At 63.4% G+C, this 21,606-nt stretch carries 21 protein-coding genes and 2 rRNA genes (1 of these 23 cut by a window edge); 18 read left to right on the forward strand and 5 right to left on the reverse strand.

What is annotated here, in order from left to right:
- The 5 genes from HU772_RS03730 to HU772_RS03750 all read left to right on the forward strand — a co-directional run.
- A 23S ribosomal RNA gene (locus tag HU772_RS03730) occupies nucleotides 1-1,177 on the forward strand (it extends 1,716 nt beyond the left edge of the window).
- A gap of 133 nt (nucleotides 1,178-1,310) precedes the next feature.
- A 5S ribosomal RNA gene (gene rrf / locus HU772_RS03735) occupies nucleotides 1,311-1,426 on the forward strand.
- A gap of 323 nt (nucleotides 1,427-1,749) precedes the next feature.
- Nucleotides 1,750-2,409: a paraquat-inducible protein A gene (locus HU772_RS03740; RefSeq protein ID WP_186662651.1), complete on the forward strand. Its 660-nt coding sequence runs from the start codon at nucleotides 1,750-1,752 to the stop codon at nucleotides 2,407-2,409.
- A complete protein-coding gene (locus HU772_RS03745; protein ID WP_186662652.1) occupies nucleotides 2,396-3,019 on the forward strand; it encodes a paraquat-inducible protein A in 624 nt (207 codons plus the stop codon). Before HU772_RS03740 ends, HU772_RS03745 begins: the two co-directional genes overlap by 14 nt.
- A complete protein-coding gene (locus tag HU772_RS03750) occupies nucleotides 3,012-5,312 on the forward strand; it encodes a PqiB family protein (protein WP_186662653.1) in 2,301 nt (766 codons plus the stop codon). The genes HU772_RS03745 and HU772_RS03750 overlap by 8 nt, the downstream gene beginning before the upstream one ends.
- Before the next feature lie 221 nt (nucleotides 5,313-5,533).
- Here HU772_RS03750 and rpsT read toward each other — a convergent pair whose 3' ends face one another.
- Nucleotides 5,534-5,812, reverse strand: coding sequence for a 30S ribosomal protein S20 (gene rpsT / locus HU772_RS03755; protein WP_003247625.1), 279 nt, complete (start codon nucleotides 5,810-5,812; stop codon nucleotides 5,534-5,536).
- A 249-nt stretch (nucleotides 5,813-6,061) separates the two neighbouring features.
- Between rpsT and murJ the strand changes: the two genes are divergently transcribed.
- The 6 genes from murJ (at nucleotide 6,062) to ispH (ending at nucleotide 13,397) form a co-directional block, all read left to right on the forward strand.
- Nucleotides 6,062-7,600 carry a murein biosynthesis integral membrane protein MurJ gene (gene murJ / locus HU772_RS03760; protein WP_186662654.1) on the forward strand — a complete coding sequence of 513 codons (1,539 nt, stop codon included), beginning with the start codon at nucleotides 6,062-6,064 and terminating at the stop codon, nucleotides 7,598-7,600.
- Nucleotides 7,601-7,718: 118 nt separating this feature from the next.
- Complete coding sequence (gene ribF / locus HU772_RS03765; protein WP_186662655.1) at nucleotides 7,719-8,669, forward strand: bifunctional riboflavin kinase/FAD synthetase; 951 nt, start codon at nucleotides 7,719-7,721, stop codon at nucleotides 8,667-8,669.
- A complete protein-coding gene (gene ileS / locus HU772_RS03770; protein ID WP_186662656.1) occupies nucleotides 8,666-11,497 on the forward strand; it encodes an isoleucine--tRNA ligase in 2,832 nt (943 codons plus the stop codon). Before ribF ends, ileS begins: the two co-directional genes overlap by 4 nt.
- Complete coding sequence (lspA, locus tag HU772_RS03775; protein ID WP_186662657.1) at nucleotides 11,490-12,005, forward strand: signal peptidase II; 516 nt, start codon at nucleotides 11,490-11,492, stop codon at nucleotides 12,003-12,005. The genes ileS and lspA overlap by 8 nt, the downstream gene beginning before the upstream one ends.
- Nucleotides 11,998-12,435, forward strand: a complete 438-nt coding sequence (locus tag HU772_RS03780; protein ID WP_023629753.1) for an FKBP-type peptidyl-prolyl cis-trans isomerase — start codon at nucleotides 11,998-12,000, stop codon at nucleotides 12,433-12,435. The genes lspA and HU772_RS03780 overlap by 8 nt, the downstream gene beginning before the upstream one ends.
- 14 nt (nucleotides 12,436-12,449) lie before the next feature.
- Nucleotides 12,450-13,397 (forward strand): 4-hydroxy-3-methylbut-2-enyl diphosphate reductase, encoded by a 948-nt coding sequence (ispH, locus tag HU772_RS03785; RefSeq protein ID WP_186662658.1) that lies wholly within the window; start codon nucleotides 12,450-12,452, stop codon nucleotides 13,395-13,397.
- 1 nt (nucleotide 13,398) lies between these two features.
- Here the strand turns inward: ispH and HU772_RS03790 are convergent, their stop codons facing one another.
- Complete coding sequence (locus tag HU772_RS03790; protein ID WP_225923103.1) at nucleotides 13,399-13,878, reverse strand: GspH/FimT family pseudopilin; 480 nt, start codon at nucleotides 13,876-13,878, stop codon at nucleotides 13,399-13,401.
- Between the two features lie 129 nt (nucleotides 13,879-14,007).
- Here HU772_RS03790 and pilV point away from each other — a divergent pair, with 129 nt between their 5' ends.
- Genes pilV through thiO form a run of 5 tightly spaced genes read left to right on the forward strand, consistent with a single transcriptional unit; the run spans nucleotide 14,008 to nucleotide 16,996 of the window.
- Nucleotides 14,008-14,343, forward strand: a complete 336-nt coding sequence (pilV, locus tag HU772_RS25065) for a type IV pilus modification protein PilV (protein WP_437182415.1) — start codon at nucleotides 14,008-14,010, stop codon at nucleotides 14,341-14,343.
- The gene (locus HU772_RS03800; protein ID WP_186662660.1) at nucleotides 14,340-14,975 is read left to right on the forward strand and encodes a prepilin-type N-terminal cleavage/methylation domain-containing protein; all 636 of its coding nucleotides are present in this window, start codon (nucleotides 14,340-14,342) and stop codon (nucleotides 14,973-14,975) included. The genes pilV and HU772_RS03800 overlap by 4 nt, the downstream gene beginning before the upstream one ends.
- Nucleotides 14,972-15,442 carry a hypothetical protein gene (locus tag HU772_RS03805; protein ID WP_186662661.1) on the forward strand — a complete coding sequence of 157 codons (471 nt, stop codon included), beginning with the start codon at nucleotides 14,972-14,974 and terminating at the stop codon, nucleotides 15,440-15,442. The genes HU772_RS03800 and HU772_RS03805 overlap by 4 nt, the downstream gene beginning before the upstream one ends.
- A 1-nt stretch (nucleotide 15,443) precedes the next feature.
- Nucleotides 15,444-15,842, forward strand: coding sequence for a type IV pilin protein (locus HU772_RS03810; protein ID WP_186662662.1), 399 nt, complete (start codon nucleotides 15,444-15,446; stop codon nucleotides 15,840-15,842).
- 53 nt (nucleotides 15,843-15,895) lie between these two features.
- Entirely contained in the window at nucleotides 15,896-16,996 is a 1,101-nt protein-coding gene (thiO, locus tag HU772_RS03815; RefSeq protein WP_186662663.1) for a glycine oxidase ThiO, read from the forward strand.
- Between the two features lie 15 nt (nucleotides 16,997-17,011).
- Here the strand turns inward: thiO and HU772_RS03820 are convergent, their stop codons facing one another.
- From HU772_RS03820 to HU772_RS03830, 3 genes are all read right to left on the reverse strand, one after another.
- Nucleotides 17,012-17,983, reverse strand: a complete 972-nt coding sequence (locus tag HU772_RS03820) for an IS110 family RNA-guided transposase (RefSeq protein WP_217858722.1) — start codon at nucleotides 17,981-17,983, stop codon at nucleotides 17,012-17,014.
- 365 nt (nucleotides 17,984-18,348) lie between these two features.
- Complete coding sequence (locus tag HU772_RS03825) at nucleotides 18,349-18,579, reverse strand: PP0621 family protein (RefSeq protein WP_186662703.1); 231 nt, start codon at nucleotides 18,577-18,579, stop codon at nucleotides 18,349-18,351.
- Nucleotides 18,580-18,675: 96 nt separating this feature from the next.
- Nucleotides 18,676-19,695: an outer membrane protein assembly factor BamD gene (locus HU772_RS03830; protein WP_186662702.1), complete on the reverse strand. Its 1,020-nt coding sequence runs from the start codon at nucleotides 19,693-19,695 to the stop codon at nucleotides 18,676-18,678.
- Between the two features lie 148 nt (nucleotides 19,696-19,843).
- Between HU772_RS03830 and rluD the strand changes: the two genes are divergently transcribed.
- Both rluD and pgeF read left to right on the forward strand, forming a co-directional pair.
- Nucleotides 19,844-20,806, forward strand: a complete 963-nt coding sequence (gene rluD, locus HU772_RS03835; RefSeq protein ID WP_186662701.1) for a 23S rRNA pseudouridine(1911/1915/1917) synthase RluD — start codon at nucleotides 19,844-19,846, stop codon at nucleotides 20,804-20,806.
- A complete protein-coding gene (gene pgeF / locus HU772_RS03840) occupies nucleotides 20,803-21,543 on the forward strand; it encodes a peptidoglycan editing factor PgeF (RefSeq protein ID WP_186662700.1) in 741 nt (246 codons plus the stop codon). Before rluD ends, pgeF begins: the two co-directional genes overlap by 4 nt.
- Nucleotides 21,544-21,606 lie beyond the last annotated feature (63 nt).

Genomic DNA, 21,606 nt, shown 5'->3' on the forward strand with positions numbered 1-21,606 from the left:
CTTGCTGCGTAAGCCCACGCCGGTCGAAGATACCAGGCCGCTGCGACTGTTTATTAAAAACACAGCACTCTGCAAACACGAAAGTGGACGTATAGGGTGTGACGCCTGCCCGGTGCCGGAAGGTTAATTGATGGGGTTAGCGCAAGCGAAGCTCTTGATCGAAGCCCCGGTAAACGGCGGCCGTAACTATAACGGTCCTAAGGTAGCGAAATTCCTTGTCGGGTAAGTTCCGACCTGCACGAATGGCGTAACGATGGCGGCGCTGTCTCCACCCGAGACTCAGTGAAATTGAAATCGCTGTGAAGATGCAGTGTATCCGCGGCTAGACGGAAAGACCCCGTGAACCTTTACTATAGCTTTGCACTGGACTTTGAGCTTGCTTGTGTAGGATAGGTGGGAGGCTTTGAAGTGGGGACGCCAGTTCTCATGGAGCCATCCTTGAAATACCACCCTGGCAACCTTGAGGTTCTAACTCAGGTCCGTTATCCGGATCGAGGACAGTGTATGGTGGGTAGTTTGACTGGGGCGGTCTCCTCCCAAAGAGTAACGGAGGAGTACGAAGGTGCGCTCAGACCGGTCGGAAATCGGTCGTAGAGTATAAAGGCAAAAGCGCGCTTGACTGCGAGACAAACACGTCGAGCAGGTACGAAAGTAGGTCTTAGTGATCCGGTGGTTCTGTATGGAAGGGCCATCGCTCAACGGATAAAAGGTACTCCGGGGATAACAGGCTGATACCGCCCAAGAGTTCATATCGACGGCGGTGTTTGGCACCTCGATGTCGGCTCATCACATCCTGGGGCTGAAGCCGGTCCCAAGGGTATGGCTGTTCGCCATTTAAAGTGGTACGCGAGCTGGGTTTAGAACGTCGTGAGACAGTTCGGTCCCTATCTGCCGTGGACGTTTGAGATTTGAGAGGGGCTGCTCCTAGTACGAGAGGACCGGAGTGGACGAACCTCTGGTGTTCCGGTTGTCACGCCAGTGGCATTGCCGGGTAGCTATGTTCGGAAGAGATAACCGCTGAAAGCATCTAAGCGGGAAACTTGCCTCAAGATGAGATCTCACTGGGATCTTGAATCCCCTGAAGGGCCGTCGAAGACTACGACGTTGATAGGTTGGGTGTGTAAGCGCTGTGAGGCGTTGAGCTAACCAATACTAATTGCCCGTGAGGCTTGACCATATAACACCCAAGCAATCTGCGCACGAAAGCAGATTGTGGTGGTGAAGACGAAAGACCCGAAAGTTCGCAACATCACAAATCACATATCCGAATTGGCTGAGGGTGCTGCAAGGCATTCACGGCAACAGAATTTCTTGACGACCATAGAGCATTGGAACCACCTGATCCCATCCCGAACTCAGTAGTGAAACGATGCATCGCCGATGGTAGTGTGGGGCTTCCCCATGTGAGAGTAGGTCATCGTCAAGATTCATTTCGCAAAACCCCTATCTGCGCGAGCAGGTAGGGGTTTTGTCTTTTCCGCATTCGCCAAATCAACACCGCCCCCCCCTGTAGGAGCGGCCTTGCGCCGCGAAAGGGCCGCAACGCGGCCCCAGGATTTGCGCATCAAGCTGATACGCCGGGTCTGCTTCGCAGCCCTTTCGCGACACAAGGCCGCTCCTACAGGGGGGGGGCGATTTGCTTGCAAAAAATGTGACTCGAACGCCGATACAGTTCCTCATAATGGCCATCTCCCACAATTCGAGTCGGAACACTAGAATAGAGCCGACGCATCCACTCAGAACGCCCTTATGTCCAACCCTGTTGAACCCGAAGCGCTCGCGCAGTTGCCGCTGGACGACCTTGTGGCCTGCCACGAGTGCGACCTGCTGATGCGCAAGCCGCAGCTGCAACATGACGAGAAGGCCCAGTGCCCGCGTTGCGGTTATGAGCTCTATGCCCACCGGCACAACCTGGTCAACCGTAGCCTGGCCCTGGTGCTTACGGCCCTGCTGCTGTACGTGCCGGCCAACTTCCTGCCGATCATGCAACTGCACCTGCTCGGCCAGACCTCCGATGACACGGTCTGGAGTGGCGTGCTTGGCTTGTACAACTCCGAGATGCGCGGCATCGCCGTGGTGGTGTTCCTGTGCAGCATGGCTATTCCGCTGCTCAAGCTGCTCTGTCAGCTGGCGGTGCTGTTGAGCATTCGTCTGGACATCGGTCGCAGCTATGGCTTGCTGATCTACCGTATCTACCACCACCTGCGCGAGTGGGGCATGCTCGAGGTCTACTTCATGGGCGTACTGGTGGCCATCGTCAAGCTGGTCGACCTGGCTGAATTAAGCATCGGCCTGGGCCTGGTCTGTTTCGTCAGCCTGCTGCTGGTACAGGTTTGGCTTGAGGTGGTGATGTCGCCACACCAGATCTGGGTGGCTCTGTCGGGGGAGGATGTCCATGCGGGCGATTGATGCAGGCATCCTGGTCTGCAATGAGTGCCATGAGCTGAACCGCCAGGAGGCCGACAGCACGTCGCAGACCTGCACTCGCTGCGGTGCCACCGTGCACGCGCGACGGCCGAACAGCATCGTGCGTACCTGGGCGCTGCTGATCACGGCGATGATCCTCTATATCCCGGCCAACGTGCTGCCGATCATGACCGTCAGCGCCCTCGGCCAGGGCAGTCCGGACACCATCATGTCCGGCGTGATCACCCTGATGAAGCACGGCATGCTGCCGATCGCGGCGGTGGTGTTCATCGCCAGTATCCTGGTGCCGACCTTCAAGCTGGTGGGTATTGCCCTGCTGCTGTATTCGGTGCAGCGCCACCAGCCGCTCTCGGCCCGGCAGCGCATCCTGATGTACCGCTTCATCGAGTTCATCGGGCGCTGGTCGATGCTGGACATCTTCGTCATCGCCATTCTCGTGGCGGTGGTGAATTTCGGCCGCATCGCCAGTGTCGAAGCCAACCTGGGCGCCGTCGCCTTCGCCTCCGTGGTGATCCTGACGATGCTCGCTGCTTTAACTTTCGATCCCCGACTGATCTGGGATAACACGGAGTCGGATGACGACCATGAGTGACTTGCCTACGGCTAAAACCCGCCCCGCTTCAAACTGGTCGGCCATCTGGATCCTGCCGCTGATTGCCCTGGCGATCGGTGGCTGGCTGGCCTGGCAGGCCTATCGTGACGCCGGCATCGAAATCCAGGTGCGCTTCGAGACCGGCGAAGGCATTGTCGCCAACAAGACCGAGGTCATCTTCAAAGGGATGTCCGTGGGTAAGGTCACTGCCCTGGTGCTGGATAACCAAGGCGACAACCGCGGGGTGATCGCGACTATCGAAATGCGCAAAGAAGCCGGGCCTCATCTGACCAAAGGCACGCGTTTCTGGCTGGTGAAGCCGAGCGTCAGCCTGGCCGGGATTTCCGGCCTGGAAACGCTGGTCTCGGGCAACTACATCGCTGTGGACCCGGGCGAGGGTGAGCCGACCAAGCGCTTCACTGCGTTGAAGGAAGCGCCGCCGATGTCCGACGCCGAGCCGGGCTTGCACTTGACGCTGAAGGCCGAGCGCCTGGGTTCGCTCAACCGTGACAGCCCGGTGTTCTACAAGCAGATCCAGGTTGGCCGGGTGAAGAGCTACCGGTTGTCCGAGGACCAGGGCACTGTCGAGATCAAGGTGTTCATCGCCCCGGCCTATGCGGCGCTGGTCCGCAAGCACACACGCTTCTGGAACGCCAGCGGTGTCAGCATCGATGCCGACTTCTCTGGGGTGAAGGTGCGCACTGAGTCCTTGTCGAGCATCGTTGCCGGCGGTATCGCCTTCGCCACGCCAGAGAACCGCAAGGATAGCCCGCCCACCGACCCGAGCCTGCCGTTCCGTCTGTATGAGGACTTCGACGCAGCCCAGGCGGGCATCCGTGTGAAGGTCAGGCTCAGCGACTTCGAGGGCCTGCAGAAGGGCCGTACGCCGGTGCTGTACAAGGGCATCCAGATCGGCTCGTTGAAAAACCTGCAGATCGAGAACGACCTCTCCAGCGCCATGGCCGAGTTGACGCTGGACCCGCTGGCTGAAGACTACCTGGTCGAGGGCACCCAGTTCTGGGTGGTCAAGCCGTCGATCTCGCTGGCGGGCATCACCGGCCTCGAGGCGCTGGTCAAGGGCAACTACATTGCAGTGCGTCCGGGAGAGCCGGGAGCCAAGCCTCAACGCGAGTTCGAGGCTCGTGCGAAGGCGCCGCCGTTGGACCTGAAGGCACCGGGCCTGCACATGGTGCTGTTCGCCGACACCCTGGGCTCGCTGGAAGTGGGCAGCCCGGTCATGTACCGCCAGGTGCGCGTGGGTAGCGTGCAGAGCTACCAGTTCGCCCGCAACAGCAAGCGGATCCTCATCGGCGTGCACATCGAGAAGGAATACGCCAACCTGGTCAACGGCTCCACGCGTTTCTGGAATGCCAGCGGTATCACCTTGACCGGCGGCCTGTCGGGCATCCAGGTCAAGAGCGAGTCGCTGCAGACCCTGATGGCCGGTGGTATCGCTTTTGACACGCCAAAGCCGGATGTGCCGCTCAAGCGCCGCATTCCACGCTTCCGTCTGCATGAGAGCCAGGATGCGGCCGACCGTGCCGGTGCCCTGATCACCATTCGTGTGGACCGTGCCGATGGCCTCAAGCCTGGCACGCCGATTCGCTTCCGTGGGCTGGATGTGGGCAGTGTTGAAAGCGTGGACCTGACCGCCGATCTGCAGGCCGTGCTGCTGCGGGCGCGAATTACCCAGGCGGCCGAGCGCATCGCCCGCACGGGCACTCAGTTCTGGGTGGTCAAGCCGGCCTTGGGCCTGGTGCGTACCGAAAACCTCGACACCTTGGTCGGTGGCCAATACCTGGAAGTGCTGCCTGCGTTCAAGGACAAGGGCCCACAGCGTGATTTCATCGCCCTGAGCGACGCGCCCGAGGTGAAAGGCGAGGAGGTCGGCCTGCCATTGACCCTGAGCGCCCCGCGGCGAGGCTCGATCAAGCCTGGGGTGCCGGTGACCTATCGTGAGGTCACGGTGGGCAAGGTGACTGGCTTCGAGCTGGGCCAAAGCGCCGATCGCGTGCTGATCCATATCCTTATCGAGCCGCGCTATGCCGGCCTGGTGCGCGGCGGCAGCCGATTCTGGAACAGTAGTGGATTCGGTTTCGACTGGGGCTTGTTCAAGGGCGCCACCGTGCGTACCGAGTCGGTGGAGACGCTGATCGCCGGTGGGATCGCCTTCGCCACCCCGGATGGCGAACAGATGGGCAACCCGGCGCGGCCGCAGCAGACCTTTGCCTTGTTCGACAAGCCTGAGGATGCCTGGCTGGAGTGGGCACCGAAGATTCAGATCGGCAAGTGATCGAACGGCTGAGCTGGTACCTGTAGGAGCGGCCTTGCGTCGCGAAAGGGCCGCAAAGCGGCCCCGGCGATCTTTGCATCAGCACAGAAATCCTGGGGTCGCTACGCGACCCTTTCGCGACGCAAGGCCGCTCCTACAGGCAGAGGGGGAGTGTTGGTGGCAAGAAATCACAGGCATAAAAAAACCGACCCTAGGGTCGGTTTTTTCGACAAGAACGTCGCTTAGGCAGCTGCAGCTTCTTTCAGCGCCTTGATGTGGCCATTCAGACGGCCTTTGTGGCGAGCAGCTTTGTTCTTGTGGATGATACCTTTGTCGGCCATACGGTCGATGACAGGTACAGCCAGAACGTAAGCGGCTTGCGCTTTTTCGGCGTCTTTTGCGTCGATGGCTTTGACTACATTCTTGATGTAGGTGCGGACCATGGAACGCAGGCTGGCGTTGTGGCTGCGACGCTTCTCAGCCTGTTTTGCACGTTTCTTGGCGGAAGGTGTGTTGGCCACCGTCGAGCTCCTCGAAAGACTTTAGGTAAATAGCAAACAAAATAGGCCGCGAATCATGCCGACGAGTCGAACGGATGTCAAGGCCACCTGCAGGGTTCCGCCGAGTGGTGGGTCGATGAGCGGGAAATGTTCCCTTCTGCCGCACGACCTGTAAACTCGGGAATTTTGGCTCCCCCTGCGAAGGCGCGGGAGTATCGCACATTCGAACGCTCTCTGCAGCGTCCTCTGCCCTTGGCGTGAAACTTTTCGATGAACCTGCTCAAATCACTGGCCGCAGTCAGCTCCATCACCATGGTTTCCCGGGTGCTCGGCTTCGTCCGCGACACCATCCTGGCGCGGGTCTTCGGTGCGGGCATCGCCACCGACGCCTTCTTCATCGCCTTCAAACTGCCCAACCTGCTGCGCCGGATCTTTGCCGAGGGCGCGTTCTCCCAGGCGTTCGTGCCGATCCTGGCCGAGTACAAGACCCAGCAGGGCGAGGAAGCCACCCGGACCTTCATCGCCTATATCAGCGGCCTGCTGACCCTGGTTCTGGCCCTGGTCACCGTCGTTGGCATCCTCGCCGCGCCCTGGGTGGTCTGGGCCACCGCGCCGGGCTTCGTCGACAGCGCCGAGAAGTACGCGCTCACCACCAGCCTGTTGCGGGTGACCTTTCCTTATATATTGCTGATCTCGCTGTCGTCGCTGGTGGGGGCCATCCTCAATACCTGGAACCGTTTCAGCGTGCCGGCCTTCACGCCGACCCTGCTGAACGTGGCGATGATCGCCTTCGCCGTGCTGCTGACCCCGTACTTCGACCCGCCGATCATGGCCCTGGGCTGGGGCGTGCTGGCCGGTGGCCTGGCGCAGCTGCTGTACCAGCTGCCGGCCCTGAAGAAAATCGGCATGCTCGTGCTGCCACGCCTGAATCTGCGCGACACCGGGGTGTGGCGCGTGCTCAAGCAGATGCTGCCGGCCATCCTCGGCGTATCGGTGAGTCAGATCTCGCTGATCATCAACACCATCTTCGCTTCGTTCCTGGTGGCAGGCTCGGTGTCGTGGATGTACTACGCCGACCGCCTGATGGAGCTGCCCTCGGGCGTGCTCGGCGTGGCCCTGGGCACCATCCTGCTGCCGACCCTGGCCAAGACCTACGCCAACAAGGACCGTGAAGAGTACTCGCGGATCCTCGACTGGGGCCTGCGCCTGTGCTTCCTGCTGGTGCTGCCGTGCACCCTGGCCCTGGCGATCCTCGCCGAGCCGCTGACCGTGGCGCTGTTCCAGTACGGCAAGTTCACCGCCTTCGACGCGGCCATGACCCAGCGTGCGCTGATCGCCTATTCGGTGGGCCTGTTGGCGATCATCCTGGTCAAGGTACTGGCACCTGGCTTCTATGCGCAGCAGAATATCCGCACGCCGGTGAAGATCGCGGTCTTCACCCTGGTCTGCACCCAACTGCTCAACCTGGCGTTGATCGGCCCGCTGGCCCATGCCGGGCTGGCCCTGGCCATCAGCCTGGGCGCCTGCCTCAACGCCGGCCTGCTGTACTGGAGGTTGCGCAGCCAGCAGCTGTTCCAGCCGCAACCTGGGTGGACGATGTTCCTGCTCAAGCTGGTGCTGGCAGTGACGTTGATGTCGGGCGTGCTGTTACTGGGCATGCACTACCTGCCCGCCTGGGACCAAGGCAACATGCTCGCGCGCTTCCTGCGCCTGGGCGCCTTGATCGTGGCGGGCGTGGTGACCTATTTCGGTTGCCTGTACCTGTGCGGTTTCCGCCCGCGGCATTTCGCCCGCAAGGCGTTGCATTGAGGCGCCGGCAGGGTCAGGCGTCGGTTTTTCGCATTCCACGCCCACCGGTGGCGCTGCTGCCTGTCGCCAGCGCCCGGGTGTGGTTATAATCGGCCACTTTATGAGCAAGAAGCGCGTTATGCAGCTGGTTCGAGGTCTTCACAACCTGCGCCCCGAGCACCGGGGCTGTGTCGCCACCATTGGCAACTTCGACGGGGTCCACCGAGGTCACCAAGCTATTCTCGCGCGCCTGCGCGAACGTGGCCAGGCGCTCGGCCTGCCGACCTGCGTGGTGATCTTCGAGCCACAGCCGCGCGAATACTTCGCCCCGGACAGTGCGCCGGCCCGTCTGGCGCGCCTGCGCGACAAGGTCGAGCTGCTGGCCGCCGAGGGTATCGACCGGGTGTTGTGCCTGTCGTTCAACCAGCGCCTGAGCCGGCTCAGCGCCGAACAGTTCGTCAAGGCGGTGCTGGTCGATGGCCTGGGGGTGCGTCACCTCGAAGTGGGCGATGACTTCCGCTTCGGCTGCGACCGCGCCGGCGACTTCGCCTTCCTCACCGAAGCCGGCAAACGCCACGGATTCACCGTCGAAGCGGCCAATACCGTGATCCAGGACGGCCTGCGGGTCAGCAGCACCGAAGTGCGCAAGGCCTTGGCCGAAGGCGATTTCCAGCTCGCCGAACATTTGCTGGGCCGCCCATACTGCATCACCGGTCGCGTGCTGCACGGCCAGAAACTGGCCCGCCAGCTCGGCACACCTACCGCCAACATCCAGCTCAAGCGCCGTCGCGTACCGCTGTCCGGGGTCTATCTGGCCAGCATCGAGATCGACGGCAAGCACTGGCCGGGTGTCGGCAACATCGGGGTACGTCCCACCGTCAGCGGTGATGGTCGTCCCCACCTGGAGATTCATCTCCTGGACTACGCCGGCGACCTCTATGGCCGGTGCCTGACGGTGGAATTCCACCACAAGCTGCGTGAAGAGCAGCGTTTCGCCTCCCTGGAGGCGCTGAAGTCGGCGATCGACGCGGACATCGCCGCCGCACGTGCCCACTGGCACGCTCAACCGCTAACGAAGAGCCTGAAATGACCGACTACAAAGCCACGCTTAACCTTCCGGACACCGCCTTCCCCATGAAGGCCGGCCTGCCTCAGCGCGAACCGCAGATCCTGCAGCGCTGGGACAGCATTGGCCTGTACCGGAAGCTGCGCGAGATTGGCAAGGATCGTCCGAAGTTCGTCCTGCACGACGGCCCGCCCTACGCCAACGGCAAGATCCACATCGGTCATGCGCTGAACAAGATTCTCAAGGACATGATCGTCCGCTCCAAGACCCTGTCCGGCTTCGACGCGCCGTACGTGCCGGGCTGGGACTGCCACGGCCTGCCGATCGAGCACAAGGTCGAGGTCACCCACGGCAAGCACCTGACCGCCGACCGCACCCGCGAGCTGTGCCGCGAGTACGCCGCCGAGCAGATCGAAGGGCAGAAGACCGAGTTCATCCGCCTGGGCGTGCTGGGTGACTGGGATAACCCGTACAAGACCATGAACTTCGCCAACGAGGCCGGCGAGATCCGCGCCCTGGCCGAGATGGTCAAGCAAGGCTTCGTGTTCAAGGGCCTCAAGCCTGTGAACTGGTGCTTCGATTGCGGCTCGGCCCTGGCCGAAGCCGAGGTCGAGTACGCCGACAAGAAATCCCAGACCATCGACGTGGCCTTCCCGCTCGCCGATGAGGCCAAGCTGGCCGCCGCTTTTGGCCTGGACGCGCTGAGCAAGCCCGCCGCCATCGTGATCTGGACCACCACCCCGTGGACCATTCCCGCCAACCAGGCGCTGAACATCCACCCGGAGTTCAAGTACGCCCTGGTCGACACCGGCGAGCGCCTGCTGGTCCTGGCCGAAGAACTGGTCGAGTCGTGCCTCAAGCGCTACAACCTCGAAGGCTCGGTCATCGCCACCGCGCCAGGTTCGGCGCTGGAACTGATCAACTTCCGTCACCCGTTCTATGATCGCCTGTCGCCGATCTACCTGGCCGACTACGTCGAGCTGGGCGCCGGCACTGGTGTAGTGCACTCCTCGCCGGCCTATGGTGAAGACGACTTCGTCACCTGCAAGCGCTACGGCATGGTCAACGACGACATCCTCACCCCGGTGCAGAGCAACGGCGTGTATGTCGAGTCGCTGCCATTCTTCGGCGGCCAGTTCATCTGGAAGGCCAATCCGGCCATCGTTGAAAAGCTGAGCGAAGTCGGCGCGCTGATGCACACCGAAACCATCAGCCACAGCTACATGCACTGCTGGCGCCACAAGACCCCGCTGATCTACCGCGCCACCGCGCAGTGGTTCGTCGGCATGGACAAGCAGCCGAGCACCGGCGAGCCGCTGCGTGAGCGTGCGCTCAAGGCCATCGAAGAGACCAAGTTCGTCCCGGCCTGGGGCCAGGCGCGCCTGCACTCGATGATCGCCAACCGCCCGGACTGGTGCATCTCGCGTCAGCGCAACTGGGGCGTGCCGATCCCGTTCTTCCTCGACAAGCAGACCGGCGAGCTGCACCCGCGTACCGTCGAGCTGATGGAAGCCGTGGCCCAGCGCGTCGAAAAGGAAGGCATCGAGGCCTGGTTCAAGCTGGACGCCGCCGAACTGCTCGGTGACGAAGCCGGCCAGTACGACAAGATCAGCGATACCCTCGACGTGTGGTTCGACTCCGGCACCACCCACTGGCATGTGCTGCGCGGCTCCCACGATATCGGCCACGCCACCGGCCCACGCGCCGACCTGTACCTGGAAGGCTCCGACCAGCACCGTGGCTGGTTCCACTCATCCTTGCTGACCGGTTGCGCCATCGACGGCCACGCGCCGTACCGCGAGCTGCTGACCCACGGCTTCACCGTGGACGAGAACGGCCGCAAGATGTCCAAGTCGCTGGGCAACACCATCGAGCCGCAGAAGGTCAACGACACCCTGGGTGCCGACATCCTGCGCCTGTGGGTCTCGGCCACCGACTACTCCGGCGAGATGGCGGTTTCCGAGCAGATCCTGCAGCGCAGCGCCGATGCCTACCGCCGCATTCGTAACACCGCGCGCTTCCTGCTCTCCAACCTGTCCGGCTTCGACCCGGCCCGTGACCTGCTGCCGGCCGAAGACATGCTGGCCCTGGACCGCTGGGCGGTGGACCGCACCCTGCTGCTGCAGCGCGAGCTGGAAGAGCACTACGGCGAGTACCGTTTCTGGAACGTCTACTCGAAGATCCACAACTTCTGCGTGCAGGAGCTGGGTGGCTTCTACCTCGACATCATCAAGGACCGCCAGTACACCACCGGCGCCAACAGTGTCGCCCGCCGTTCGTGCCAGACCGCGCTGTACCACATCAGCGAGGCGCTGGTGCGCTGGATCGCGCCGATCCTGGCATTCACCGCCGACGAGATCTGGCAGTACCTGCCGGGCGAGCGCAACGAGTCGGTGATGCTCAACACCTGGTACCAGGGCCTGGCCGAACTGCCGGCCGACGCCGAGCTGGACCGTGCCTACTGGGACCGCGTGATGGCTGTTAAAGCCGCGGTCAACAAGGAGCTGGAAAACCAGCGTACCGCCAAGGTCATCGGCGGCAACCTGCAGGCCGAAGTCACCCTGTTCGCTGAAGAGGGCCTGACCGCCGACCTGAACAAGCTCGGCGACGAGCTGCGCTTCGTGCTGATCACCTCGGCCGCCAGCGTGGTGCCGTTCGTCCAGGCGCCGGCCGATGCCGTGACAACCGAAGTCGAAGGCCTCAAGCTGAAAGTGGTCAAGTCCGGCCATGCCAAGTGCGGCCGTTGCTGGCACTTCCGCGCCGATGTGGGCAGCCACCCGGAGCATCCGGAAATCTGCGCCCGTTGCGTCGACAACCTGAGCGGTTCGGGCGAGGTGCGCCACTATGCCTAATGCTCCTGCGGGGCGCTTCGGGCGCCTTGCCTGGCTCTGGCTGAGCCTGGTGGTCCTGGTCCTCGACCAGGCCACCAAGCTGTACTTCGACAGCGCGCTGACCATGTACCAGCAGATCGTGGTCATCCCCGACTACTTCAGCTGGACCCTGGCCTACAACACCGGCGCGGCGTTCAGCTTCCTGGCCGACAGTTCCGGCTGGCAGCGCTGGCTGTTCGCGCTGATCGCCGTGGTGGTCAGCGCGGTGCTGGTGGTCTGGCTCAAGCGCCTGGGGCGCAACGAGACCTGGCTGGCCGTGGCCCTGGCCCTGGTGCTGGGTGGCGCGCTGGGCAACCTGTACGACCGCGTCGTGCTGGGCCATGTGGTCGACTTCATCCTGGTGCACTGGCAGAACCGCTACTACTTCCCGGCCTTCAACCTGGCCGACAGCGCGATCACCGTGGGCGCGGTGATGCTGGCGCTGGACATGTTCAAGAGCAAGAAGTCCGAGGAAGCCGTCCATGACTGAGACCCGCATCGGCCAGAACACCGAAGTCACCCTGCATTTCGCGCTGCACCTGGAAAACGGCGACACCGTCGACAGCACCTTCGACAAGGCCCCGGCCACGTTCAAGGTCGGCGACGGCAACCTGCTGCCGGGCTTCGAGAACGCCCTGTTCGGCTTCAAGGCCGGTGACCAGCGCAAGCTGAGCATCGCCCCGGAGAACGCCTTCGGCCAGCACAACCCGCAGAACGTGCAGGTGATGCCGCGCTCGCAGTTCGAAGGCATGGAGCTGTCCGAAGGGCTGCTGGTGATCTTCAACGACGCCGCCAACACCGAGCTTCCGGGCGTGGTCAAGGCGTTCGACGACAACCAGGTGACCATCGATTTCAACCATCCACTGGCTGGCAAGACCCTGAACTTCGAGGTGCAGATCCTCGACGTGAAGGCCGTGTGAGCCTGGAGCCGAGCATGCAAATCAAACTCGCCAACCCGCGCGGCTTCTGCGCGGGGGTCGACCGGGCGATCGAGATCGTCAACCGCGCCCTGGAAGTCTTCGGCCCGCCGATCTACGTGCGTCACGAAGTGGTGCACAACAAGTTCGTGGTCGAGGACCTGCGCAATCGTGGCGCGATCTTCGTCGAAGAGCTGGACCAGGTGCCGGACGACGTCATCGTCATCTTCAGCGCCCACGGCGTTTCCCAGGCCGTGCGCCAAGAAGCCGCCGGCCGTGGCCTGAAGGTGTTCGATGCGACCTGCCCGCTGGTGACCAAGGTGCATATCGAGGTGGCCAAGTACAGCCGCGACGGCCGTGAGACCATCCTCATCGGCCACGAGGGGCACCCGGAAGTCGAAGGCACCATGGGCCAGTACGACGCCAGCAATGGCGGCGCCATCTACCTCGTCGAGGACGAGGACGATGTCGCCAAGCTGCAGGTGCGCAACCCGGACCACCTGGCCTTCGTCACCCAGACCACCCTGTCGATGGACGACACCAGCCGGGTGATTGATGCCCTGCGCGCGCGCTTCCCGAACATCGGCGGCCCGCGCAAGGACGATATCTGCTACGCCACGCAAAACCGCCAGGACGCCGTCAAGCAACTGGCCGACGAGTGTGACGTGGTGCTGGTGGTGGGCAGCCCCAACAGTTCCAACTCCAATCGCCTGCGCGAGCTGGCCGAGCGGATGAGCACGCCCGCCTACCTGATCGATGGCGCCGAGGACCTGCAGCGTGCCTGGTTCGATGGCGTACAGCGGATCGGCATCACCGCCGGTGCCTCGGCCCCCGAAGTGCTGGTGCGTGGTGTGATCGAGCAGCTCAAGGCCTGGGGCGCCAGCGGCGCCGAAGAGCTTGACGGTCGTGAAGAGAACATCACCTTCTCGATGCCCAAGGAACTGCGGGTACGCTCGCTGATCTGACTCAGCCTTCTGCGCACCGGCGGCCCTCGTCGCTGCGCAGGCTGACCCGGCCACTGGGGCTCAGCACCACCTGGTGCTGACTCCCTGGCCCGCCGCGCTGGCAGATGTCCAGCGTGATGCCGACGAAGCCGACCCCGATCGGCGCCCCTCGCTGGCTGAACCTGACTTCCCGGTTGGAACTCGCGACGATCCTTGTCGGCCTGGCCAGACGCTGCTCGCGCAGCAATTGGCCATCGCGCTCGCGCGATACACGCCAGCCCTTGCCCCAATCACCCTCCAGCGGACTGAACGTCAGTGCCTGCTGTTGCAGCGCGGCCTGGTTGCGCGTGGCTCGCAGCGCGTGTGCCAGGTCCTGGGCCACGGCGGCCTGTTGCAAGGTATCGCTGAGCCTGGCGTAGGCCGTTACGCCCACGTGTGTGAGCAGGCTGCCAATGGCCAGCGCCGACATCATTTGCAGCAGTGTTACCCCGTGTTGCCTCACCGTGCATTCCTCCCAGCAAGTGCTTCGCTGTAGCTTCCGGCCTGGCCATGCGAGGCGCCAGTCAGCCGGTTCGGGCAAGGGCCGAGGAAAGGTCCTGGGAGGGAGAGGATGCGAGCGAAAGAGGGCGGGATGACACTGCTGGAGGTGCTGCTGGCCATGACCGTGCTGGCGCTGGGGGTATTCGCCTCGGCGGCCTTGCAGGTGCGTGGCTTGCAGGCGGGCGATAGTGCCCGGCGCGATAGCCAGGCGCTGCAGCTGGCCCAGGGCATGCTCGAAAGGGTGCGGGCGCAGGGCGGGCTGGATGTTGGCGAGGCGGGCGCCTGGCAGGCGCGGGTCGCGCAGGTGCTGGGGGCGTCGGCGCAAGGGCGGCTCAGGCCTTTGGGGCAGATGCTGGTGTTGGAGGTACATTGGCCTGCCATGGCCGAACGGCCGGCGTTGCAGTTGCAGGGCAGGGTGTTGCCATGAGACGCAGGGCGACGGGGTTTGGCCTGGTCGAGGTGATGTTGGCCGTGGCCCTGGGCTCGTTGCTGCTGGTGGCGGCGGGGCAGGTGTTTGTCCAGGGCTACCAGGCTTGGCGTCTGCACGCGGCGACCGCCCAGTTGCAGGATGATGCCCGCCTGGCCCTGCAGCGCATGGCCGAGGATATCCGCCAGGCCGGGATGTTCGGCTGCCTGCGATTGGACGCGGCGGACTTCGACGACCCGGCCACTGTGCAGGCGTTCGCCAGGCCCGTGCAGGCCAGCGGCGATAGCTTGACGCTGGTAGGGGCCGAGCTGCCGGGGTTGCTGGGGGCGCCGGACTGGACCGTGCTCACCGACTGCCGCAGCTGGGCGCGCGTACAGCGCGGGCAACATGTGCCGGGGGACACCTTGCTGGCCTTGCCGGTGCGCCGAGTGACCTACCGTGTGCGCGGTGGCAGTCTCATGCTCACCACCAACGCCCAGCACGCCAGCCTGATCGACAATGTTGGAGGGCTTGAGGTACGCCAGAGCGAGGACCGCGTGGATATCGACCTGCGCATGCATGATCGCGACCATCACCTGGAACAGCGCCATAGCCTGAGCGTGGCCCTGCGCAACCCCGAGGGTGGAGTATGAATCGCCAGCGCGGCGTGGTGCTGTTGCTGGCGCTGAGCCTCAGCCTGCTGCTGGGGCTGCTGACGGCGTTGGGGATGCGTAGCGCCTTGCTGCAGGCGCGACAGGTGGGCGAGCAGATCTTGCGTGTGCAGGCTTTCGAGCAGGCCGAGGCGAGCTTGATCGAAGGCACGGCGCTGCTGAACGAAGGGCTGCCCGCGCAATGCGGGGCATGCCTGCCACCGGACCTGCCACTCGCCAGCCCCGGCGCAGCCTGGCAAGCCACCGAAAGTGGTTTTGTCTTGCTACAGGTAATCGGCGAAACCCGTCGTGCCGCGGGCCTGGCCACTGGCGAGCCGGTGATGCTGGTGCGGATCACCGCGCTGGGCCGCGAGACGCGCGCCCGGCAATTTCTCGAGGCGGTCTATGCCGTGGACGACCAGGCCGGCGTGCGGCGTGTCAGCTGGCGCCAGCGATTGGAGGAAGGCTGAGATGCAGCGCGGCCTTGGGCTGATCGAATTATTGATTGTCGTGGCGCTGATCGGCATGCTGGCAGCCATTGCCTACCCCAGTTACAGCGACCAGCTTCGGCGAGCCGCGCGCAGCGAAGCGGTCGGGCTGCTGCAGGATGCCGCGCTGCGCCTGGAGCAGCATCGCGCGCGTGCCGGTGGCTATGCCGATAGCGAGCAGCTGAAGACGGTATTGCCGGACGGCAGCCGTTACTACCAGTTGCACGCTCGCCGCGACGAAGATGTCTTCATGCTGCTTGCCCGGCGGGTAGCAGGCGGGTTCATGGCGGACGACCGCTGTGGCGATTTTCGCCTCGATCACGCCGGCGTGCGTGACAATCCGGGTGGCAGCGAAGGCATTGAAGCCTGCTGGGGAAGCTGAAGCGCATTGGGTGCCTGCGCACCGTGGGATTTCTTCAGGTGTTGGATCGAACGATGAGCAAGCAAGTAGTGATAGTCGGTGGCGGGGTGATTGGCCTGCTGACAGCGTTCAACCTGGCGGCCGAGGTCGACCGGGTGGTGGTGTGCGACCAAGGCGAGGTCGGCCGGGAGTCGTCCTGGGCGGGCGGCGGCATTGTCTCGCCACTGTACCCGTGGCGCTACAGCCCGGCGGTGACCGCGTTGGCGCACTGGTCACAGGATTTTTATCCACAACTGGGCGAACGCCTGTTCGCCAGCACGGGGATCGACCCCGAGGTCCATACCACCGGGCTGTACTGGCTTGACCTGGACGACCAGGCCGAGGCCTTGGCCTGGGCCGCCCGGGAGCAACGACCGCTCAGCGCCGTGGATATTTCCGCCGCCTATGATGCCGTCCCGGTGCTGGGGGCGGGCTACCGTCACGCCATCTACATGGCGGGCGTGGCCAACGTGCGTAATCCGCGCCTGGTGAAGTCGCTCAAGGCCGCCGTGCAGGCGCTGCCCAACGTGACCCTGCGCGAGCACTGCCAGGTCAGCGGCTTCGTTCGCGAGGGCGGGCGGGTGATCGGTGTGCAGACCGACGACGGTGTGCTGGCCGCCGACGAGGTGGTGCTCAGTGCCGGGGCCTGGAGTGGCGACCTGCTGCAGACCCTGGGCCTGAGCCTGCCGGTGGAGCCGGTGAAGGGGCAGATGATCCTGTTCAAGTGTGCCGAGGACTTCCTGCCGAGCATGGTCCTGGCCAAGGGGCGCTATGCGATCCCGCGGCGTGACGGGCACATCCTGGTCGGTAGTACCCTGGAACATGCCGGTTACGACAAGACCCCGACCGGGGATGCGCTGGAGAGCCTGAAGGCCTCGGCGGTGGAGTTGCTGCCGGCGCTGGCGGATGCCGAGGTAGTGGGGCACTGGGCTGGCTTGCGCCCAGGGTCGCCGGAAGGCATCCCGTATATTGGCGCGGTACCGGGGCACGCGGGGCTATGGTTGAACTGCGGGCATTACCGCAACGGACTGGTGCTGGCGCCGGCATCGTGCCAGCTGTTCAGCGATCTGCTGCTGGGGCGCGCGCCGATCATCGATCCGGCGCCGTATGCACCTGAGCGTATCGGATCATTGTAGATACCGTCTTGACTCTCACCCCGCAAGAGGGATTTTGGGGTCAAACGGTATCCCCGACTTCACCACCCCGTAAACCAGGTGCAGCAGCTTGCGCATCGCCGCGCAGACGATCTGTTTGTAAGCTTTGTGCCGGCTGCTCAACCGCTCTGCCAGTTCCTTCACAACAGGGTTATGTCTGATTGAGACAGTGCCTGACATCCACAAGCCTGCACGCAGCCTTGAGGCGCCTGTACGCGAAATAGTGCTCTTACCTATGAACTCTCCCGATTGCTGCACCACTGGGTTTAAGCCTGAAAACGCGACAATCGCAGAAGGGCTTTGGTATTTCAGTGGATCGCCCAGTTCGGCGAGCAGCAACGTAGCAGTGGTGTCACCCAAACCATCAATCGAGGTAATCAGCTCACGTCGCTTGCGCAGGTCTGGATCATCATCGATCGTCTGCTCGATGGCCTTCCTGGTCTTTTCCAGCTCTTCGTTGATGTGCCCGATTACGTCTTGAATCGACTGCTGTACCGCATCTAGTGCGACATCCAAACGATTCTGCTCCATCTGGCGCATTTCCTTGAGGTCGTCCAGTCGCCGCACCAGAGCACGCAAGCGGCGCTGCGCAGGGGGCTCAGGCTCCCACTGGCGAAGCGAGACAGCCTTTTGTTGGCCATAGGCAGCAATGACTTTGGCGTCAGCCTTATCTGTTTTGACGCGCCGAAGCTCCACGTCAGCGAATTTCGCAATCACCGCCGGGTTCAGAATGCACACCCGATAACCTTGGTTGTGACAGTGCTCGGCCAGCGCTTCGTGATAGATGCCTGTAGCCTCCATAACAATCCAGGCGCCTGGTTCAGCATGGCGCTCAAGCCAGTCGCTAAACTGCCTGAACCCTCCAGGATCATTGGACAGCTTGGCTTTGGTGCGCATCTTGCCATTGGGGAGCGGGATGGCAATGTCGAAAGATTTTTTGGCGACATCAACGCCAACAAAGACGGACATGATCTCCTCCTTCAAACTACGAAAGTCGATCACCCTACACTCAGTTCAACCTTGTTAATGCGTGCTCACGCCGGGGGCGGGCACTAGATACCGTTCGAACTCGTCGAGTGGGGTTGGAAGACCAGAGCGTTATCTACAGTGCGGGCTTGATGCCCTTGGAGCGGCTCTGCTTCAAGGCCTTCCCTCGATGATCAGTCGAGAACTTTCGCCTCTAGGGAGGCGAAAGTCGAGATACAAGGAGCGGCCTTGCCGAGGCGTCGGACCGGTCGGAAAGGGCTGCGTAGCAGCCCCAGGATTTCAGCGTTTACACAAAGATCGTTGGGGCCGCTCCGACGCCTCGGCAAAGCCACGCCTACGCAAGGTGCTCAGCGCTGCTGCCCTGGCCCTTGCTCCAGATGCTGCTGGCTGCAATACCATTCCTGGCCCCGCGACAGCGCGCGGTCGTTGGGCAGGTGCACGCCGCAGTGGGCGCAACGCACCATCTTCAGCGGATCTTGCAGCTGCGGCTCGGCAGGGGATTGCTGACTGGTCTTGAACTTGCGCCACAGCCAGAACGCGGCGGCGATCAGGGCGATCCAGAAAAGTAGGCGAACCATGGTGTCCAGCTTGTCGAATGAAGAAGGCGACAGTCTAGGGTGCGGCCATGAAAAAAGGGAGGCCTCAGGCCTCCCTTTCTTTTGCGCGTTCGCCGATCAGTCGAACAGACCGAAGGTCATGTAGCTGAACCAGGAACGGTCTTTCTCGGCTTCCTTCGGACCTTCCGGCAGGATCGGGTCGCCGTTCTCGTCCTTGGGCAGCAGCTCTTGCGGGATCTCCGAACGGGCATCCTGGAACTGCTTGACCACGTCCTGGTTGGCGCGGGTTTCACCCGGCGGCAGTGGGGTCTTGGTTTCGATCAGGCCCAGGGTGGCCTTGGACAGCCACGAACGGTTGCCGTTTTCGTCCACCTTGGTGACGAACTGGCCGTCGACCAGGCTCGGGTGGTCCGGGTAGTTGAGCTTGAGGGTCTCGAGGCTGGTAGCGGCCAGTTCGTCCAGGTGCATGCGCTGGTACGACTCGACCATCACTGCCAGGCCGTCGCCCACCGATGGGGTTTCCTGGAAGTTCTCCACCACGTAGCGGCCACGGTTGGCGGCGGCGACATAGGCCTCGCGGCTCAGGTAGTAGTTGGCCACGTGGATCTCGTAGGAGGCCAGCAGGTTGCGCAGGTAGATCATGCGCTGCTTGGCGTCCGGCGAGTAACGGCTGTTGGGGAAGCGGCTGGTCAGCTGGGCGAACTCGTTGTACGAGTCGCGGGCGGCGCCCGGGTCGCGCTTGGTCATGTCCAGCGGCAGGAAGCGCGCCAGCAGGCCACGGTCCTGGTCGAACGAGGTCAGGCCCTTCAGGTAGTAGGCGTAGTCGACGTTCGGGTGCTGCGGGTGCAGACGGATGAAGCGCTCGGCGGCCGATTTGGCGGCCTCGGGCTCGGAGTTCTTGTAGTTGGCGTAGATCAGCTCGAGCTGCGCCTGGTCGGCGTAGCGGCCGAATGGATAGCGCGACTCCAGGGCCTTGAGCTTGTTCACGGCACTGGTGTAGCTGGAGTTGTCCAGGTCGGCCTGGGCCTGTTGGTACAGCTCGGCTTCACTGAGGTTCTCGTCAATGACTTCCTTGTTAGAGGAACAGGCCGCGGTGAGCCCGAGGATGGCGATCAGCAGCAGGTGTTTCACTTGCATGGCGGCTTGCGTCCCTTTGACGGCCGCTGTCTTGGGCGGTGCCGTCCTGTTATGATGAGCGCCCCCGGCCAACCCCGGGGCAAAAGAAGCCGTATTTAACCACAAGCGCGCAGCCGAAACCAAAGGCTGAACGCCCGTCGATTCGAGCATGTCCGAGATCATTCAACTTAGCGCAGAGGTCCCGTCCGAACTGGGCGGCCAACGCCTCGACCAGGTCGCCGCCCAATTGTTCGCCGAGTACTCGCGTTCGCGCCTGTCCTCGTGGATCAAAGATGGCCGCCTGACCGTCGATGGCGCGGTGCTGCGACCGCGCGACACCGTCCACAGCGGCTCCATCCTGGCCCTCGAGGCCGAACAGGAGGCCCAGGGCGAATGGGTGGCTCAGGACATCGAGCTGGATATCGTCTATGAGGACGACCAGATCCTGGTGATCAACAAGCCCGCCGGGCTGGTGGTCCACCCAGCGGCCGGCCACCCGGATGGCACCCTGCTCAATGCCCTGTTGCACCATGTGCCAGACATCGTCAACGTGCCGCGCGCCGGTATCGTGCACCGTCTGGACAAGGACACCACCGGTCTGATGGTGGTGGCCAAGACCCTGCAGGCGCAGACCAACCTGGTCGATCAACTGCAGAAGCGTTCGGTCAGCCGCGTCTACGAATGCATCGTGGTCGGCGTGGTGATCGCGGGCGGCAAGATCGACGCCCCGATCGGCCGCCACGGCGGTGAGCGCCAGCGCATGGCGGTCACCGACGGTGGCAAGCCAGCGATCAGCCATTACCGCGTACTCAAGCGCTTCCGTTCGCACACCCATGTGCGGGTCAAGCTGGAAACCGGCCGTACCCACCAGATTCGCGTGCACATGGCCCATGTCGGCTATCCGTTGGTCGGCGACCAGACGTATGGCGTGCGTTTCCGCATTCCACCGGCCGCCAGCGTGGCCATGGTCGAGGCGGTGAAGCACTTCCCGCGCCAGGCCCTGCACGCCCGCTTCCTGGCGCTGGACCACCCGACCACCGGTGAGCGCATGGAATGGAAGTCGGACCTGCCGGACGACTTCCAGTGGTTGCTGTCGTTGCTCGACCAGGACCGCGAGAGCTTTATCGGATGAGTGGTCTGACGCAGTCGCTGATCATGCCCGACTGGCCGGCCCCGGCCTCGATTCGCGCCTGTGTCACCACCCGCGAGGGCGGCGTCAGCTTGCCGCCCTATGAATCCTTCAATCTTGGCGACCATGTGGGCGATGATCCGCAGGCGGTCGCCGAGAACCGTCGTCGTCTCAGCGATGAATTTGCCATCCAGCCCGCCTGGCTCAAGCAGGTGCACGGGCTGGTGGTGGCCGATGCCGACCCCGCCGTGGTGGCCGAAGCCGACGCCAGTTGGACCGATCAGCCTGGCATCGCCTGTGCCGTGATGACCGCCGACTGCTTGCCCGCTTTGTTCTGCGACCGTGCCGGGACCCGTGTAGCGGCTGCTCATGCCGGATGGCGCGGGTTGGCCGGGGGCGTGCTGGAAGCCACCCTGGACCGCCTGGCCGTGCCGCCTGACGAGGTGTTGGTGTGGCTGGGCCCGGCCATCGGGCCACAGGCGTTCGAAGTGGGCCTGGAAGTGCGCGATGCCTTTACCGCCGTGCATCCCGAAGCTGCCGCAGCCTTTGTCGACGGTGAGCGTCCGGGCAAGCTGATGGCCGATATCTACCAGCTGGCGCGGATCCGATTGGCGGCGCGGGGTGTCACCGCCGTTTACGGTGGCGGCTTCTGCACGGTCAGCGATCCACGCTTCTTCTCCTATCGCCGCACCCCGCAGGGTGGGCGATTTGCTTCGTTGGTCTGGTTGCAGCCGCGTTAACCTGTACCGGCCCCTTCGCGGGTAAACCCGCTCCCACAGGATCTCCACAGCCCTTCAGCCCAC

Origin of the sequence: Pseudomonas xantholysinigenes (assembly GCF_014268885.2) — a bacterium.
GTDB classification, from domain to species: Bacteria; Pseudomonadota; Gammaproteobacteria; order Pseudomonadales; family Pseudomonadaceae; genus Aquipseudomonas; species Aquipseudomonas xantholysinigenes.